Here is a 14,108-nt window from a genome sequence, read left to right as displayed (position 1 = left end):
ATAACCTGATCCCAAAAAATGAAAAGCCCCGGTAATGATACCGGGGCTTAATTTATCACAAAAAATCAGTTGCTGGTGGCGTCACCGGGCTTGTTCAGATCGGGAGACGAGGACTTTTTGTCTTCGCTCTCTTCCTGCTTGTCACCGGTGCCGGCGGTCGGCCCCTGGGGCTTGTTGCCATGCTCGTCCTTCCAGTCGGCGGGCGGGCGTACGTCACGACGCGCCATCAGATCGTCGATCTGGCGGGCGTCAATGGTTTCGTACTTCATCAGCGCGTCCTTCATGGCATGCAGAATGTCGATGTTGTCATTCAGGATCTGCTTGGCCCGAGTGAAGTTGCGCTCGATCACTTCTTTCACTTCCGCATCAATCAGCTTGGCGGTTTCATCAGACATGTGTTTGCTCTTGGCGGCACTGCGACCCAGGAACACTTCGCCTTCTTCTTCCGCGTACAGCAGCGGGCCCATTTTTTCGGACAGGCCCCACTGGGTGACCATCTTGTGGGCAATTTCGGTGGCCCGCTCGATGTCGTTGGACGCCCCCGTGGTGACCTTGTCAAAGCCATAGATGATCTCTTCCGCCAGGCGGCCACCGTAGAGGCTGGAGATCATGGACTCCAGGTGCTGCTTGCTGTAGCTGAAGCGGTCCTGTTCGGGCAGGTACATGGTCACACCCAGGGCTCGGCCACGGGGAATGATGGACACCTTGTACACGGGATCGTGCTCGGGCACCACACGACCCACAATGGCATGACCGGCTTCATGATAGGCGGTCATTTCCTTCTCGGACTCGGACATCACCATGGAACGGCGCTCGGCGCCCATCATGATTTTATCCTTGGCCTTTTCAAATTCTTCCATGGACACCAGACGACGGCCGGCACGGGCGGCAAACAACGCGGCCTCATTCACCAGGTTGGCCAGATCGGCACCACTGAAGCCGGGCGTACCACGGGCAATCAGCGAGGGCTCAACGTCGTCACCCAGGGGCACACGACGCATGTGCACCTTGAGAATTTGCTCACGGCCGCGCACATCGGGCAGGCCCACCACCACCTGGCGGTCGAAACGGCCCGGACGCAGCAGCGCGGGGTCGAGTACGTCTGGACGGTTGGTGGCGGCAATGACGATTACACCTTCATTGCCTTCAAAGCCGTCCATTTCCACCAGCATCTGGTTCAGGGTCTGTTCACGTTCATCGTGACCGCCACCCAGGCCGGCACCACGCTGACGACCCACGGCATCGATCTCATCGATAAAGATGATGCAGGGGGCAGACTTCTTGGCCTGTTCAAACATGTCGCGCACCCGAGAGGCACCCACACCCACGAACATTTCCACAAAGTCGGAGCCGGAAATGGTAAAGAAGGGCACCTTGGCTTCACCCGCAATGGCCTTGGCCAGCAGGGTTTTACCGGTACCGGGCGGGCCCACCAGCAGAATACCGGTAGGAATACGGCCACCCAGCTTCTGGAAGCGGCTGGGATCACGCAGGTAATCCACCAGCTCCTTGACGTCTTCCTTGGCTTCGTCACAGCCGGCCACGTCGGCAAAGGTGGTTTTCACCTGGTCTTCACCCAGCAGCCGCGCCTTGCTTTTGCCGAAGGTCATGGCGCCCTTGCCGCCACCGCCCTGCATCTGGCGCATAAAGAACACCCAGACGCCGATCAACAGCAGCATGGGGAACCAGGAAATAAAGATGGACGTCAGCAGGCTCGGCTCTTCCGGCTTTTCACCCACTACCCGCACATTATTATTGAGCAGATCGTTAAGCAGCTGAGGATCTTCGGAAGGCATGATGGTGGTAAAGCGGTCACCGCTGCGCTTGACGCCGTTGATGGTCTGGCCGTCCATACGCACTTCACGGATCTGGCCCTGGGCCACTTCCTGCACAAAGGTGGAATAATCCGTCTGGCGGCCGGACGGTTCACCGGGGCTGAAGCTCTGGAATACCGACATCAACACCACGGCTATGACCAACCACAGGATCAAGTTTTTCGCCATGTCACTCAAATTACTAACCTCACCGGCTGACAGTTTATGACTGAAACAGGGTACTACAGTTTAAAACCTGTAGCCACAATGTAGACTTCGCGGGATCTGGGCCGCGAAGAGTCTGGTTTTCTTACCTTGACCGTAGCAAAAGACCGGCGAACATCACCGAGAAATTCATCAAAACCGGCCCCCTGAAATACTTTGACCACAAAACTGCCTTTGGGCGCCAGTACCTGCTTGCACATATCCAGCGCAAGCTCCACCAGATACATGGCCCTCGGCTGATCCACTTCCGGGGTGCCGCTCATGTTTGGCGCCATGTCCGACAGCAGCACGTCGACCTTGTCGTCCCCTACCCGTTCGAGCAGGGCATTGAGCACCGCCTCTTCGCGAAAGTCACCCTGCAGAAAGTCGACCCCGGCAATGGGATCCATGGGCAGAATGTCACAGGCGATCACCTTGCCGCCCTGCCCCACCTGCTCGGTGGCATACTGACTCCAGCCACCGGGCGCGGCCCCGAGATCCACCACCGTCATGCCGGCACGCAGCAGCCTGTCACGTCCCTGCAGCTCTTCCAGCTTGAACACGGCACGCGAGCGCAGGCCCTTTTTTTGTGCCTGTTGTACATATTTGTCGTCAAAGTGCTCTTTCAGCCAGCGGGTGGAGCTGGCCGAACGTTTCTTTTTGCCCATTAATTTGTCGCTCTGCTATTACCATTAGTGCCTAGATGGGGGTACAATAGTCCCCTTTCAACCTGATTAACCGAAGCATTTTGCAATGACCCTGAACAATAAGCAAAGACAATACCTGAAAGGACTGGCCCACAGCCTGAAACCGGTGGTATTGCTTGGCCAGCATGGCCTGACCGAAGGCGTACTGGCCGAGATCGACCTGGCCCTGAACCATCACGAACTGATCAAGGTGAAGGTCGCCGCCGAAGACAGGGACGTTAAAAAACTGATCATGGACGCCATTGTGCGCGAAACCGGCGCCATCAAGGTACAGACCATCGGTCATATCCTGACCATTTATCGCCAGAGCGAGCAGAAAAAAATCGCTCTGCCTCGGGGCTGATTCGTTTACCCTGTCGCCGCGAAGTCCGCCCCGGGCTTCGCGGGCCAACCTCTTCTGATGTTCCCTTCATGACTTTTTGCTCACGCATGCCGCACAGCACCTAATCTTAAAGGGCCGCTTTCAACGCCCGTGCCCATGTCTCAACGATATCTCGACGATGAAGAGCTGGCGATGCTCGGTGACCTGTTTCGCGACGAGCATGCCGGCGCTCAAAGAAGTCTGTCCATTACCATGGACGAGGCGCTGTTTGCCTTGCTGACCGGTGCCAGTAGCCTGGAGCTGAAACTGGATATCCAGGGTACCCAGCTAACCTTTCCGGTCAGCCTGAGCCCGGGCCTGCCTGCCGGAGAAGACGCGGCGCTCACCGCCCCCCAGATCACCTCCCTGGCGGGCAGTGCCGGACGCCGTGCCTGGCGACTGCCGAACCCCGACGGGCTGCAACTGCTGACGCCGGACGGAGGTTCCCTCGATATCACCATTCGCGACCTCTCGATCAGCGGCATGCGGCTGGTGTCGCAGCATTCACTGTTTGAAGAGGCAACAACCAAAACGGTGTTGCTGAAACTGGATAGCGAACATCAGCTGCCACTGAATTTGAAACCGGTAAAGGAGCGGCGTGGAGAAGGCCTGTGGGTGACCACGGTACAGTTTGAGCTGGGAGTAGCGGATCGGCTGGCCCTGTCGGAATTCGTGTTTCGCGGCTTTCTGGAAAGAATGGAGCAGGAGCGGCTCTGAACGGCCGCTCGCAGGAGCTTACAGGTACTCAACCTTCATGATCTCGTACTCCACCTCACCGGCAGGCGTCTTGACCACGGCCACGTCGTCTTCTTCCTTGCCGATCAGGCCCCGGGCGATGGGCGAGTTCACCGAAATCAGGTTGGCCTTGATGTCGGACTCGTCGTCACCCACGATGCGATAGGTAATTTCCTGCTCGTCATCCACCCGAAACAGGGTCACGGTGGCACCGAAAATGACCTTGCCGTTATTGGGCATGCGGGTAATATCGATGATCTGGGCATTGGACAGCTTGGATTCGATTTCCTGAATGCGGCCTTCACAAAAGCCCTGCTGCTCGCGAGCGGCATGGTATTCGGCGTTTTCTTTCAGATCGCCGTGCTCACGGGCGTCGGCAATGGCTTCAATAATCTGGGGGCGACGAACGGACTTGAGGTGGTCCAGCTCTTCACGCAGCTTTTGCGCGCCACGAATGGTCATCGGTGTTTGTTTCATAGAAACCCGGTTCCTTTCGAACAACAAAATAACAAGAGCCCTGCCGGAACAGGGCTCTGATCGTTTACGTTTGACTCGGCCGAAGGCCGGTTTGATGTGAAACTCAGCCTAATACAGCGGGCTCAGCGGGTCAAATCGTCAAAAAAACGTTTCACGCCTTCAAAAAAGCCTTCCGACTTGGGTCTGTGCTTCTTGGCTGCCGAACCGCCACAGGACACCTCGAGCTGGCGCAGCAGCTCTTTTTGTTCCTCGGTGAGGTTTACCGGCGTCTCGATAAAGACCTTGCACACCAGATCGCCCAGCTGGCCGTTGCGGGCCGAGCGCACGCCCTTGCCCTTGAGACGGAACATGCGGCCGGTCTGAGTCTCAGCCGGAATTTTCAGCTTGACCCGGCCGTCCAGGGTCGGCACTTCCACCTCACCACCGAGGGCAGCGGAGGTAAAGCTGATGGGCACTTCGCAATACAGGTTGTTGCCGTCACGCACAAAAATGTCATGCTCGCGCACGTGCATTTGTACGTACAGATCCCCCGCCGGGGCACCGGATTCACCCGCTTCCCCTTCACCGGACAAACGAATGCGATCGCCGGTGTCGACACCCGCCGGAATTTTCACCGACAGGGTCTTGGTTTTCTGATAACGGCCTTCGCCGTGACACTGGGTGCAGGGGTCACTGACGATCTTGCCCTTGCCGCGACAGTGCGGACAGGGCTGCTGCACGGTGAAAAAGCCCTGGCGCATCTGCACCTGGCCGTGGCCGTGACAGGTGGGACAGGTCTTGGCCTGAGTCCCCGGCTTGGCGCCGCTGCCGTCACAGACGTCGCAACCGGTCAGGGTGGGTACCTTGATCTCTTTGGTCACGCCCCTGACCGCTTCCTCCAGGGTCAGCTCCATGTTGTAGCGCAGATCCGATCCGCGGGCGGAACGCTGCTGCCGGCCCCGGCCGCCGCCGAAGATGTCGCCGAATACGTCACCGAAAATATCACTGAAGTCGGCACCGCCGCCAAAGCCGCCGTGACCACCCTGCTGACCGTTGACCGCATCGTGGCCAAACTGATCGTAGGCGGCCCGCTTCTGGGCGTCGGTGAGTACCTCGTAGGCCTCGGTGGCTTCCTTGAACTTGTCGGCCGCGTCGGCGTCGTCCTTGTTGCGATCGGGATGGTACTTCATCGCCATTCGCTTGTAGGCTTTCTTGATTTCGCGCTCGTCGGCTCCCTTGGAGACGCCAAGCACTTCATAATAATCTCGTTTCGACATAGCTTGCGTGCTTACCTGCTGATTAACACAAAGGCGGGCGTTGGTCACCCAACGCCCGCACTGTCAGCGTCTGTGCGCCGGGGTGGCCTTACTTCTTGTCGTCTTTGACTTCTTCGAACTCGGCATCCACCACGTCGTCGTCGGCCTTCTTGCTGCCGGCGTCCTGGGCACCCGCATCCTGAGCCTGGGACTGAGCCTGGGCCTGGGCGGCTTCCATCAGTTTCTGGGACGCTTCCAGCAGCGCCTGCTGCTTGGCTTCGATCTCGGCCTTGTCTTCACCGCGAACGGCGGTTTCCAGCTCGCTCAGGGCAGACTCGATGGCGCTCTTGTCATCGGCAGACAGGGCCTCACCGGCTTCTTCCAGCTGCTTGCGGGTGGCGTGAGCCAGACCGTCAGCCTGGTTGCGGGCAGTCACCAGCTCCTCGAACTTCTTGTCTTCGGCCGCATTGGCTTCGGCGGCACGCACCATGGCGTCGATCTCTTCCTCGCTCAGACCGGAAGAGGCCTGAATAGTGATCTTCTGCTCCTTGCCGGTGTCCTTGTCCTTGGCGGACACGTGCAAAATGCCGTCGGCGTCGATGTCGAAGGTCACTTCAACCTGCGGCAGGCCGCGCGGCGCAGGACGAATGCCTTCCAGGTTGAACTGGCCCAGCGACTTGTTGTCGGCAGCCCGCTTGCGCTCACCCTGAATGACGTGAATGGTCACGGCAGACTGGTTGTCTTCGGCGGTGGAGAACACCTGGGACTTCTTGGTCGGAATGGTGGTGTTCTTTTCGATCAGCGCAGTCATCACGCCACCCATGGTCTCGATACCCAGAGACAGCGGGGTCACGTCGAGCAGCAGCACGTCCTTCTTGTCGCCGGACAGTACGGCACCCTGAATGGCGGCACCCACGGCCACGGCTTCATCGGGGTTCACGTCCTTGCGCGGCTCCTTGCCGAAGAAGTCGCTGACGGCCTTTTGTACCAGCGGCATGCGGGTCTGACCGCCCACCAGGATGACGTCGTCGATGTCGGACACGGACAGACCGGCGTCCTGCAGCGCGGTACGTACCGGATCCAGAGACTTCTTGACCATGTCTTCCACCAGAGACTCGAGCTTGGCCCGGGTCACCTTGATGTTCAGGTGCTTGGGACCGCTGGCATCGGCGGTGATGTACGGCAGGTTCACTTCGGTCTGCTGAGCGGAGGACAGCTCGCACTTGGCTTTTTCAGCGGCTTCCTTCAGACGCTGCAGGGCCAGCATGTCGTTGCGCAGGTCAAAGTTCTGCTCGCGCTTGAACTCTTCCACCAGATAGGTGATCAGACGGTTGTCGAAGTCTTCACCACCCAGGTGGGTGTCGCCATTGGTGGCCAGTACTTCAAAGGTCTTTTCACCGTCCATGTCATCGATTTCGATGATGGAGATATCAAAGGTACCACCACCCAGATCGTATACCGCTACCTTGCGGTCGCCCTGAGCCTTGTTCACGCCGTAGGCAAAGGCCGCAGCGGTGGGCTCGTTGATAATGCGCTTGACGTCCAGACCGGCGATGCGACCGGCATCCTTGGTGGCCTGACGCTGAGCATCGTTAAAGTAGGCCGGTACGGTGATGACCGCTTCGGTCACGGCTTCGCCAAGGTAGTCTTCGGCGGTCTTCTTCATCTTCTTCAGCACTTCGGCAGAGATCTGCGGCGGCGCCATTTTCTTGTCTTTGGCTTCCACCCAGGCATCACCGTTGTCGGCGTTGATGATGCTGAAGGGCATGATCTTGATGTCGCGCTGCACTTCCTCGTCTTCAAAACGACGGCCGATCAGACGCTTGATGGCGAACAGAGTGTTCTTGGGGTTGGTCACGGCCTGGCGCTTGGCCGGCTGACCTACCAGGGTTTCGCCATCGTCGGTGTAGGCGATGATGGAGGGAGTTGTGCGGGCACCCTCGGCGTTTTCAATGACCCGTGGAGTATCCCCGTCCAGGATCGCAACGCAGGAGTTGGTGGTACCCAGATCGATGCCGATGATTTTACCCATAGAATCCTCTCTTGATATTGCTAATTCGGTAACAAACGTTTTGGTATTTCGCGTTAACGTCTATATGTGGCTGCCGGTTGAGGCTTTCAAGACGCCGGTCACATTTTTTTGCTGAATTTTGCCGGCTCAGGCCTGCGTATCGATGGCCGGGCCCTTGGCGACCATCACCATGGCGGGGCGCAGCACCCGGCCATTGAGCTCATAGCCCTTCATCATCACCGCCAGCACGGCATTGGGCGCCACTTCGTCGCTTTCCACCATGCTCATGGCCTGGTGCTTGTTGGGGTCAAAGGGCTGGCCCTTGGGATCGATTTGCTCTACGCCGAATTTCTCCACCGCACTCAGCAGGGATTTCAGGGTCAGCTCTACCCCTTCATGCACCGCCTTGAAGGCATCGCTTTCGTCGCTGGTGTGCTCGATGGCCCGCTCCAGGCTGTCGATCACCGGCAGCAGCTCACCCACAAATTTTTCCAGGGCAAACTTCTGCGCCTTTTCCACGTCCTGAGCGGCACGGCGGCGAATGTTTTCCATCTCTGCCACGGCGCGCAGGGCGCTGTCTTTTTCCGTCTTGGCGCTGCTTTCGGCGGCGGCCAGTTTTTGTTCCAGCTCGGCGACATAAGCCGCATCGGGCTGCACGGTTTCCTGCTGCTCGGCCTGGCTCGCCTCGGCGGCCTGTTGCTCCTGCTCAAGCGCCTCGGACTGCTCCGTATCAACCTGATTCTGCTTGCTGCTCATGTTGTCTCCCGTGTATATCAATTCAACCTCGAGCCTATATGGGGGCGGCGTTGGCCTTTTCAAGAGCCCGAACTCACAGACTTGCATTCCCTTTGGTAGCGCTTGGGCAACACTCTGATTAGAATGGCGATAATTCATCAACGCCGAGTAACGCAGGCCAGCCGGACAGCTATTTATGGAAACCGATTTCAATACCATCGCCCTTATCGGCAAACCGGATCATCAGGGCGCCAACCAGACCCTGGTGGCGCTGTATCGTTATTTGTCCGGGCTGGGTCTGAACGTGGTCATTGAGCGCCGGGTAGGCGAACAGCTGGGGCTGGCTGACGCAGAGCTGCTGGAGATGGTAGAACTGGGCGAACGCGCCGACCTGGCCATTGTGGTGGGCGGTGACGGCAACATGCTTGGCTCGGCCCGGGTGCTGTCGCGCTTTGACGTGGCTGTGGTAGGCGTCAACCGGGGCAACCTCGGCTTTCTGACCGACCTCTCCCCCGACAGTTTTGAACAACCGCTGGAGCGCCTGCTGACCGGCGATTATCAGACCGAGCACCGCTTTTTGCTGGAAGCCCAGGTGCACCGTCATGGCCAGCTCAAGGCCAGCAATACCGCCATGAATGAAGCGGTACTTCACCCGGGCAAAATCGCCCACATGATCGAGTTTGAGGTATATATCAACGGCCATTTCATGTACAGCCAGCGTGCCGACGGCATGATAGTGGCCACGCCCACCGGCTCCACCGCCTATTCGCTGTCCGCCGGCGGCCCCATTCTTACCCCCAACCTCAATGCCATTACCCTGGTGCCCATGTTTCCTCATACGCTGAGCTGCCGGCCCATCGTGATCGATGCCGATGCCCAGGTAAAAATGGTACTCTCCCCCGCCAACAAGAGTGAGCACATGCTGGTGAGCTGCGACGGCCATGTCTCACTGGCGGTGCAACCCGGCGATGAGATTCACATCAACAAGAGCCCGCACCGGCTGAAACTGCTGCACCCCCGCGGTCACAGTTACTTTGAAGTGCTGCGCAGCAAACTGGGCTGGGGCAGCAAGCTGTTTTAACCCCTGAGGGGGTCAGGCGCAGGGGCGGAAGAGGAAAGACGTTAGACGTTTTACCTCTTGCGTCTCACGCCCACCTTGAACTGTATAAAACAACAGTATACTGTATTCCCATACAGCATCTTTTTTGTTGCAGGGAATCATCATGTTGCTTCAGCTCACCATCAGCAATTTCGCCATCGTTTCCTTTCTTGAGCTGGCTCTGCGCACCGGCATGACCAGCATTACCGGTGAAACCGGCGCCGGCAAATCCATTGCCATCGACGCCCTCGCTCTGGCGCTGGGCGAGCGGGCCGACGCCGACTCGGTGCGCCCCGGGGCCGACAAGGCCGACATCAGCGCCCGCTTTCGTATCGACAAGCTTCCCGGAGTCAAGGCCTGGCTGTGCGAGCAGGAGCTGGACGAGCAGGATGAATGCATACTGCGCCGCACCCTGAGCCGGGAAGGCCGCTCCCGCGGCTATATCAACGGTACCCCTGTGCCGCTGTCACAGCTCAAGGCGCTGGGCGCGCTGCTGGTCAATATTCACGGTCAGCATGCCCACCAGGAGCTGCAAAAGCCCGATCACCAGCGCACCCTGCTCGACGCCTACGCCGGTCATCATCAATTGCTGGCCCAAACCGGCCGTCATTATCAGCACTGGCGTCAGCTCAGTAACGAACGCAAACAATTGCAGGCCGAGCAGGAAAAATGGCAGGCCGAACGCCAGTTGCTGGAATATCAGGTGGCCGAGCTCGACGAGCTGGCCCTGGGTGAAGACGAATTTCCCGAACTGGAAGCCGAACACAAGCGGCTTTCCAACGGTGCCGAGCTGGTCAACGACTGTCAGCTGGCCCTGAACGTGCTGGGCGACAACGATGAAACCAACGCCCTGCAGCTGTTGCGTCAGGGGCTGAAAACCCTGAGTGAACTGGTGGCCATGGATTCACAACTGAGCCCGGCGCTGGAAATGGTGGAAAGCAGCCTGATCCAGCTGGAAGAAGGCCACAGCGAGCTGGGCCGCTACCTGGACCGGCTGGAACTGGATCCGGAGCGTCTGCACGAGGTGGAAAACCGCATGAGCCGCGTGATGGATCTGTCCCGCAAGCACCATGTCCCCGCCGCCGAGCTGTTTGGCTTTCATGAAGCGCTCAAGGCGCGGCTGGCCGACATGGATCACAACAGCAGCCGGTTGGAAGGACTGGACGAGGAAGTGGAGCAGGCCAGGGCTGACTTTATTCAGGCCGCCGAACGCCTGAGCCAGAGCCGCCAGCGTTACGCCGCCGCCCTGAACAAGCAGATCACCCAAAGCCTGCACCAGCTCAGCATGGAAAAGGGCCGCTTTGAAATACAGGTGAGCGCCGACTCAGGCGCCGGGTTCTCGCCGCTGGGCATCGACCGGGTGGAGTTTTTGGTGAGCACCAACCCGGGCCAGCCTCTGAGCCCGCTGGCCAGGGTGGCCTCGGGCGGCGAACTGTCGCGCATCAGTCTGGCGATTCAGGTGATCACGGAGCAAAAGGTGGAAACCCCCACTCTTATCTTTGACGAAGTGGATGTGGGCGTGAGCGGCCCCACTGCCGCCGTGGTAGGCAAGCTGCTGCGCAAACTGGGCGAGTCCACCCAGGTACTGGTGATCACCCACCTGCCCCAGGTGGCAGGCAACGGCCACCAGCACTTTTTTGTCAGCAAAAGCAGCGACACTCAAAACACCGAAACCCGCATGCAGGAACTGGACCAGCAGCACCGGCTGCAGGAGCTGGCCCGGCTGCTGGGGGGCAACCGCATTACCGATAATACACTGGCCAACGCCCGGGAACTGCTGGTGTGCTGAGGTGTAACAGAAAGTGAGAAGTAAAAGCCCGGCGATCAACCGGGCCGCTACGGCAAACCACGCCGTTGTTTAACCGGGAGGGGAAAGGGAGCGGCTTCATGACCGATCAAATGCCATGGGTGGCATTTGCCGAGCGTCTCATGGATGAGCCTGAAGCGTGTCATGAAGTTGCCCCTTTTCCCGACTTGCTCAAAACCCACAGACAACGCTTGTCTGTTTTACACCAGCCGGCGGGCGGCGCCCACCACGATGTCGATGGCTTTTTGCTCGGTATCCTTGATGGTGCTGTCATCAGGGATCTCCTGCTGGGTGCGGTTGACGATGGCCCCCGCCACACAGCCGGCCTTCAGGCCCTGACTGGCACACATGGTAAACAGGGTGGCCGCTTCCATCTCGTAGTTGAGCACCCCCATCGACTGCCACTCCTTCATGCTGCCCTGAAAGCGGCGCAACATGCGGGCCGAATGGGTGTCGTAACGCTCCTGGCCCGGGTAAAAGGTATCGGACGAGGCGGTAATACCCACATGGGGTGCCACCCCCTGCTCCCGGGCCGCATCCACCAGGGCGCAGGTGCAGTCAAAGTCGGCCACCGCCGGAAACTCCAGGGGGGCGAAGTGGGAACTGGCCCCGTCGAGGCGCACCGCCGCCGTGGTCACGATAATGTCGCCCACCGCCACCTGTGGCTGAATGGCGCCCGTGGTCCCTATCCGTAAAAAGGTATCAATGCCCAGCTGGGCCAGCTCTTCCACCGCAATGGAGGTGGACGGACCGCCAATGCCGGTAGAACACACCACCACCGGCTTGCTGTCCAGCTCGCCCAGCCAGGAGGTGAATTCCCGTTTGCTGGCCAGATGTCGGGGATTGCCAAGACTGCGCGCAATCCGCTCCACCCGCTCCGGGTCGCCTGGCAGAATCGCAACCCGGGCGCCCTGCAGATCCTCATCGGTCACGCCCAGATGAAAAACGTGTTTGGTCATAAACCTGCTCCTCAAGCGAGTATATTATTCCGCATACTAAGCCAGCCGTGTTCAAATCACCATGCCTGTTCACCGGAACCGATGGCCTTCTGGCCGGTCAGTCTTTTACATCGAAACCGGCAGCCGCTATGATGCCGGCAGGACTCAAAGGACATAATCCCATATGCAACTCAAAAGCTTGATGCTCTCCCTTTGCCTGGCTCTGCCCCTGGCCGGCTGCAACCTGGTATACAAGGTGGATATTCCTCAGGGCAACTACCTGGAAGAAAAGCAGGTGGCCCAGCTGCGCCAGGGCATGACCCGGGAGCAGGTGCGCTACCTGCTCGGTAACCCCATGAGCCTGGACGGTTTCAATCACGACCGCTGGGTATACCTCTATTACTTCAAGCCCGGCCGGGGCGAGCTTGAACAAAAACGCCTGGTGCTGGACTTTACCAACGACAGCCTGACCTCCCTCGGTGGTGACTTTGAGGTGCCCGAGGTCTTTTACGACGGTCTGTAAGCATATCCTCAACCAAATAAAAACGGAGCCTTCAGGCTCCGTTTTTATTTGCGGGTGCGTTTGGGATCGGGTCGGCCACCGGTGACCTTGTCGGCACGCCCCTCCTCCTTCGCCTGCTCGGCCCGGCGCCGGCGAATTTCCTTGGGATCCGCCAGCAGCGGGCGGTAAATTTCAATGCGATCGCCCTCGTGAACCTGCTGATCCAGCTTGACCTGACGGCTGAAAATGCCCACCGCATTCTGCTCGAGATCAATGTCGGGAAACTGCCGCAATATACCGGACTGCTCAATGATCTCGCGCACGCAGGCATCGGGGGCCGCCCGCAGACTCAGCACCGTTTGTTTTTCCGGCAAGGCATACACCACTTCAACCTGAATAAGATTCACTGCCGTAAACCTCCCGGGCCCGTTCGCTAAAGGCATGTACCATGGCGTTGGTGAGTTCCTTGAAAATACCGCCAAAGGCCAGCTCCACCAGCCGCGACTTGAACTCGAAATGCAGCTTGAGTTCAACCTTGCAGGCGTCTTCATCAAGGGGAATGAAGGTCCAGCCCCCGTTCAGTGACTTGAACGGGCCATCCACCAACTCCATGTTGATCTTGTGATCCCGCTCCAGACGGTTGCGGGTGGTAAAGGTCTTGCGAATACCGGCCTTGGCTACATCCAGCGCCGCGGTAATGCTGTGCTCACTCTGTTCGACCACACGGCTGGCCACACACCCCGGCAAAAACTGGGGATAATCGTCCACCTTATTGACCAGCTCATACATCTGCTTGGCACTGAACATCACCAGCGCGCTTCGGGTAATACTCGGCATAACCTCTCCTGGCATTCTGACCGGCCGATTTTAACACTTATGAGACCCAGGCTCACCCTTCACAATTGCTCAAAAAGCCGCCGGTTGTCTGTTCACCAATTCCCAAGTACCAAAGGACGCCGTATACTGCGCGCACTATGGCAAAAAACAAAACCAAAAAGAAACCCGGCTCCAACACCATCGCCGTTAACCGCAAGGCGCGGCACGAATATTCCATTGAGGAAAAGTTCGAAGCCGGTGTCGAGCTGCAAGGATGGGAAGTCAAAGCGCTGCGGGCCGGCAAGGCCAACATTGGCGAGGCTTACGTGTTCATGCGAAACGGTGAGGCCTTTCTGTTTGCCGCCACCATTAACCCGCTCAACATGGCGTCTACCCATGTGGTCTGTGACCCCTTGCGTACCCGCAAACTGCTGCTGCACAAGCGCCAGCTGGACAGACTCACCGGCCTGATCGAACGGGAAGGCTATACCCTGGTGCCGCTGTCCCTGTACTGGTCCAAGTCATGGGTCAAGGCCGAAATCGGCCTGGTGAAAGGCAAGAAGGCCCATGACAAGCGTCAGGACGTGAAAGAGCGCGACTGGAAGCGGGAAAAAGCCCGCATGATGAAGCACAAGGGCCGCTAAGTCAGTGCTTGTGTTTCAGCATG

15 protein-coding genes are annotated in these 14,108 nt (G+C 58.8%); 6 read left to right on the top strand and 9 right to left on the bottom strand.

What is annotated here, in order from left to right:
- Positions 1-65: 65 nt before the first annotated feature.
- Together ftsH and rlmE are read right to left on the bottom strand one after the other, a co-directional pair.
- Complete coding sequence (ftsH, locus tag Q9290_RS00725) at positions 66-2,012, bottom strand: ATP-dependent zinc metalloprotease FtsH (RefSeq protein WP_306077721.1); 1,947 nt, start codon at positions 2,010-2,012, stop codon at positions 66-68.
- Between the two features lie 44 nt (positions 2,013-2,056).
- Entirely contained in the window at positions 2,057-2,686 is a 630-nt protein-coding gene (rlmE, locus tag Q9290_RS00720; protein WP_306077720.1) for a 23S rRNA (uridine(2552)-2'-O)-methyltransferase RlmE, read from the bottom strand.
- Between the two features lie 85 nt (positions 2,687-2,771).
- Between rlmE and yhbY the strand changes: the two genes are divergently transcribed.
- Positions 2,772-3,068, top strand: coding sequence for a ribosome assembly RNA-binding protein YhbY (yhbY, locus tag Q9290_RS00715; RefSeq protein WP_306077719.1), 297 nt, complete (start codon positions 2,772-2,774; stop codon positions 3,066-3,068).
- A gap of 135 nt (positions 3,069-3,203) precedes the next feature.
- On the top strand, positions 3,204-3,803 hold the full coding sequence (locus Q9290_RS00710) for a PilZ domain-containing protein (protein ID WP_306077718.1): 600 nt from the start codon (positions 3,204-3,206) through the stop codon (positions 3,801-3,803).
- A gap of 18 nt (positions 3,804-3,821) precedes the next feature.
- Here the strand turns inward: Q9290_RS00710 and greA are convergent, their stop codons facing one another.
- The 4 genes from greA to grpE form a co-directional block, all read right to left on the bottom strand.
- Positions 3,822-4,298 (bottom strand): transcription elongation factor GreA, encoded by a 477-nt coding sequence (gene greA / locus Q9290_RS00705; RefSeq protein WP_306077717.1) that lies wholly within the window; start codon positions 4,296-4,298, stop codon positions 3,822-3,824.
- Between the two features lie 122 nt (positions 4,299-4,420).
- Positions 4,421-5,554 carry a molecular chaperone DnaJ gene (gene dnaJ / locus Q9290_RS00700; protein WP_306077716.1) on the bottom strand — a complete coding sequence of 378 codons (1,134 nt, stop codon included), beginning with the start codon at positions 5,552-5,554 and terminating at the stop codon, positions 4,421-4,423.
- An 88-nt stretch (positions 5,555-5,642) separates the two neighbouring features.
- Positions 5,643-7,565, bottom strand: coding sequence for a molecular chaperone DnaK (gene dnaK / locus Q9290_RS00695; protein ID WP_306077715.1), 1,923 nt, complete (start codon positions 7,563-7,565; stop codon positions 5,643-5,645).
- A gap of 126 nt (positions 7,566-7,691) precedes the next feature.
- Positions 7,692-8,300 (bottom strand): nucleotide exchange factor GrpE, encoded by a 609-nt coding sequence (gene grpE / locus Q9290_RS00690; protein WP_306077714.1) that lies wholly within the window; start codon positions 8,298-8,300, stop codon positions 7,692-7,694.
- Between the two features lie 175 nt (positions 8,301-8,475).
- Between grpE and nadK the strand changes: the two genes are divergently transcribed.
- Positions 8,476-9,360: an NAD(+) kinase gene (gene nadK, locus Q9290_RS00685; RefSeq protein WP_306077713.1), complete on the top strand. Its 885-nt coding sequence runs from the start codon at positions 8,476-8,478 to the stop codon at positions 9,358-9,360.
- Between the two features lie 142 nt (positions 9,361-9,502).
- Positions 9,503-11,167, top strand: coding sequence for a DNA repair protein RecN (recN, locus tag Q9290_RS00680; RefSeq protein ID WP_306077712.1), 1,665 nt, complete (start codon positions 9,503-9,505; stop codon positions 11,165-11,167).
- Positions 11,168-11,385: 218 nt separating this feature from the next.
- Here recN and udp read toward each other — a convergent pair whose 3' ends face one another.
- The gene (udp, locus tag Q9290_RS00675) at positions 11,386-12,144 is read right to left on the bottom strand and encodes a uridine phosphorylase (RefSeq protein WP_306077711.1); all 759 of its coding nucleotides are present in this window, start codon (positions 12,142-12,144) and stop codon (positions 11,386-11,388) included.
- 163 nt (positions 12,145-12,307) lie between these two features.
- Between udp and Q9290_RS00670 the strand changes: the two genes are divergently transcribed.
- On the top strand, positions 12,308-12,646 hold the full coding sequence (locus Q9290_RS00670; RefSeq protein ID WP_306077710.1) for an outer membrane protein assembly factor BamE: 339 nt from the start codon (positions 12,308-12,310) through the stop codon (positions 12,644-12,646).
- A gap of 44 nt (positions 12,647-12,690) precedes the next feature.
- Here Q9290_RS00670 and Q9290_RS00665 read toward each other — a convergent pair whose 3' ends face one another.
- Together Q9290_RS00665 and Q9290_RS00660 are read right to left on the bottom strand one after the other, a co-directional pair.
- Positions 12,691-13,068, bottom strand: coding sequence for an RnfH family protein (locus Q9290_RS00665; protein WP_306077709.1), 378 nt, complete (start codon positions 13,066-13,068; stop codon positions 12,691-12,693).
- Complete coding sequence (locus Q9290_RS00660) at positions 13,013-13,462, bottom strand: SRPBCC family protein (protein WP_306077708.1); 450 nt, start codon at positions 13,460-13,462, stop codon at positions 13,013-13,015. Before Q9290_RS00660 ends, Q9290_RS00665 begins: the two co-directional genes overlap by 56 nt.
- A 137-nt stretch (positions 13,463-13,599) precedes the next feature.
- Here Q9290_RS00660 and smpB point away from each other — a divergent pair, with 137 nt between their 5' ends.
- A complete protein-coding gene (smpB, locus tag Q9290_RS00655) occupies positions 13,600-14,085 on the top strand; it encodes an SsrA-binding protein SmpB (RefSeq protein ID WP_306077707.1) in 486 nt (161 codons plus the stop codon).
- The last annotated feature ends 23 nt before the right edge of the window (positions 14,086-14,108 follow it).

It is taken from the genome of Oceanimonas aquatica, assembly GCF_030732065.1.
GTDB lineage: Bacteria > Pseudomonadota > Gammaproteobacteria > Enterobacterales > Aeromonadaceae > Oceanimonas.
This window is presented reverse-complemented; position numbering and strand designations above follow the sequence as displayed.

Bases quoted from the DNA above. Each gene is read 5' to 3' on its own strand.
- rlmE (WP_306077720.1), bottom strand. From the start codon at position 2,686: ATGGGCAAAAAGAAACGTTCGGCCAGCTCCACCCGCTGGCTGAAAGAG.
- yhbY (WP_306077719.1), top strand. From the start codon at position 2,772: ATGACCCTGAACAATAAGCAAAGACAATACCTGAAAGGACTGGCCCAC.
- Q9290_RS00710 (WP_306077718.1), top strand. From the start codon at position 3,204: ATGTCTCAACGATATCTCGACGATGAAGAGCTGGCGATGCTCGGTGAC.
- greA (WP_306077717.1), bottom strand. From the start codon at position 4,298: ATGAAACAAACACCGATGACCATTCGTGGCGCGCAAAAGCTGCGTGAA.
- dnaJ (WP_306077716.1), bottom strand. From the start codon at position 5,554: ATGTCGAAACGAGATTATTATGAAGTGCTTGGCGTCTCCAAGGGAGCC.
- dnaK (WP_306077715.1), bottom strand. From the start codon at position 7,565: ATGGGTAAAATCATCGGCATCGATCTGGGTACCACCAACTCCTGCGTT.
- grpE (WP_306077714.1), bottom strand. From the start codon at position 8,300: ATGAGCAGCAAGCAGAATCAGGTTGATACGGAGCAGTCCGAGGCGCTT.
- nadK (WP_306077713.1), top strand. From the start codon at position 8,476: ATGGAAACCGATTTCAATACCATCGCCCTTATCGGCAAACCGGATCAT.
- recN (WP_306077712.1), top strand. From the start codon at position 9,503: ATGTTGCTTCAGCTCACCATCAGCAATTTCGCCATCGTTTCCTTTCTT.
- udp (WP_306077711.1), bottom strand. From the start codon at position 12,144: ATGACCAAACACGTTTTTCATCTGGGCGTGACCGATGAGGATCTGCAG.
- Q9290_RS00670 (WP_306077710.1), top strand. From the start codon at position 12,308: ATGCAACTCAAAAGCTTGATGCTCTCCCTTTGCCTGGCTCTGCCCCTG.
- Q9290_RS00665 (WP_306077709.1), bottom strand. From the start codon at position 13,068: ATGCCTTTAGCGAACGGGCCCGGGAGGTTTACGGCAGTGAATCTTATT.
- Q9290_RS00660 (WP_306077708.1), bottom strand. From the start codon at position 13,462: ATGCCGAGTATTACCCGAAGCGCGCTGGTGATGTTCAGTGCCAAGCAG.
- smpB (WP_306077707.1), top strand. From the start codon at position 13,600: ATGGCAAAAAACAAAACCAAAAAGAAACCCGGCTCCAACACCATCGCC.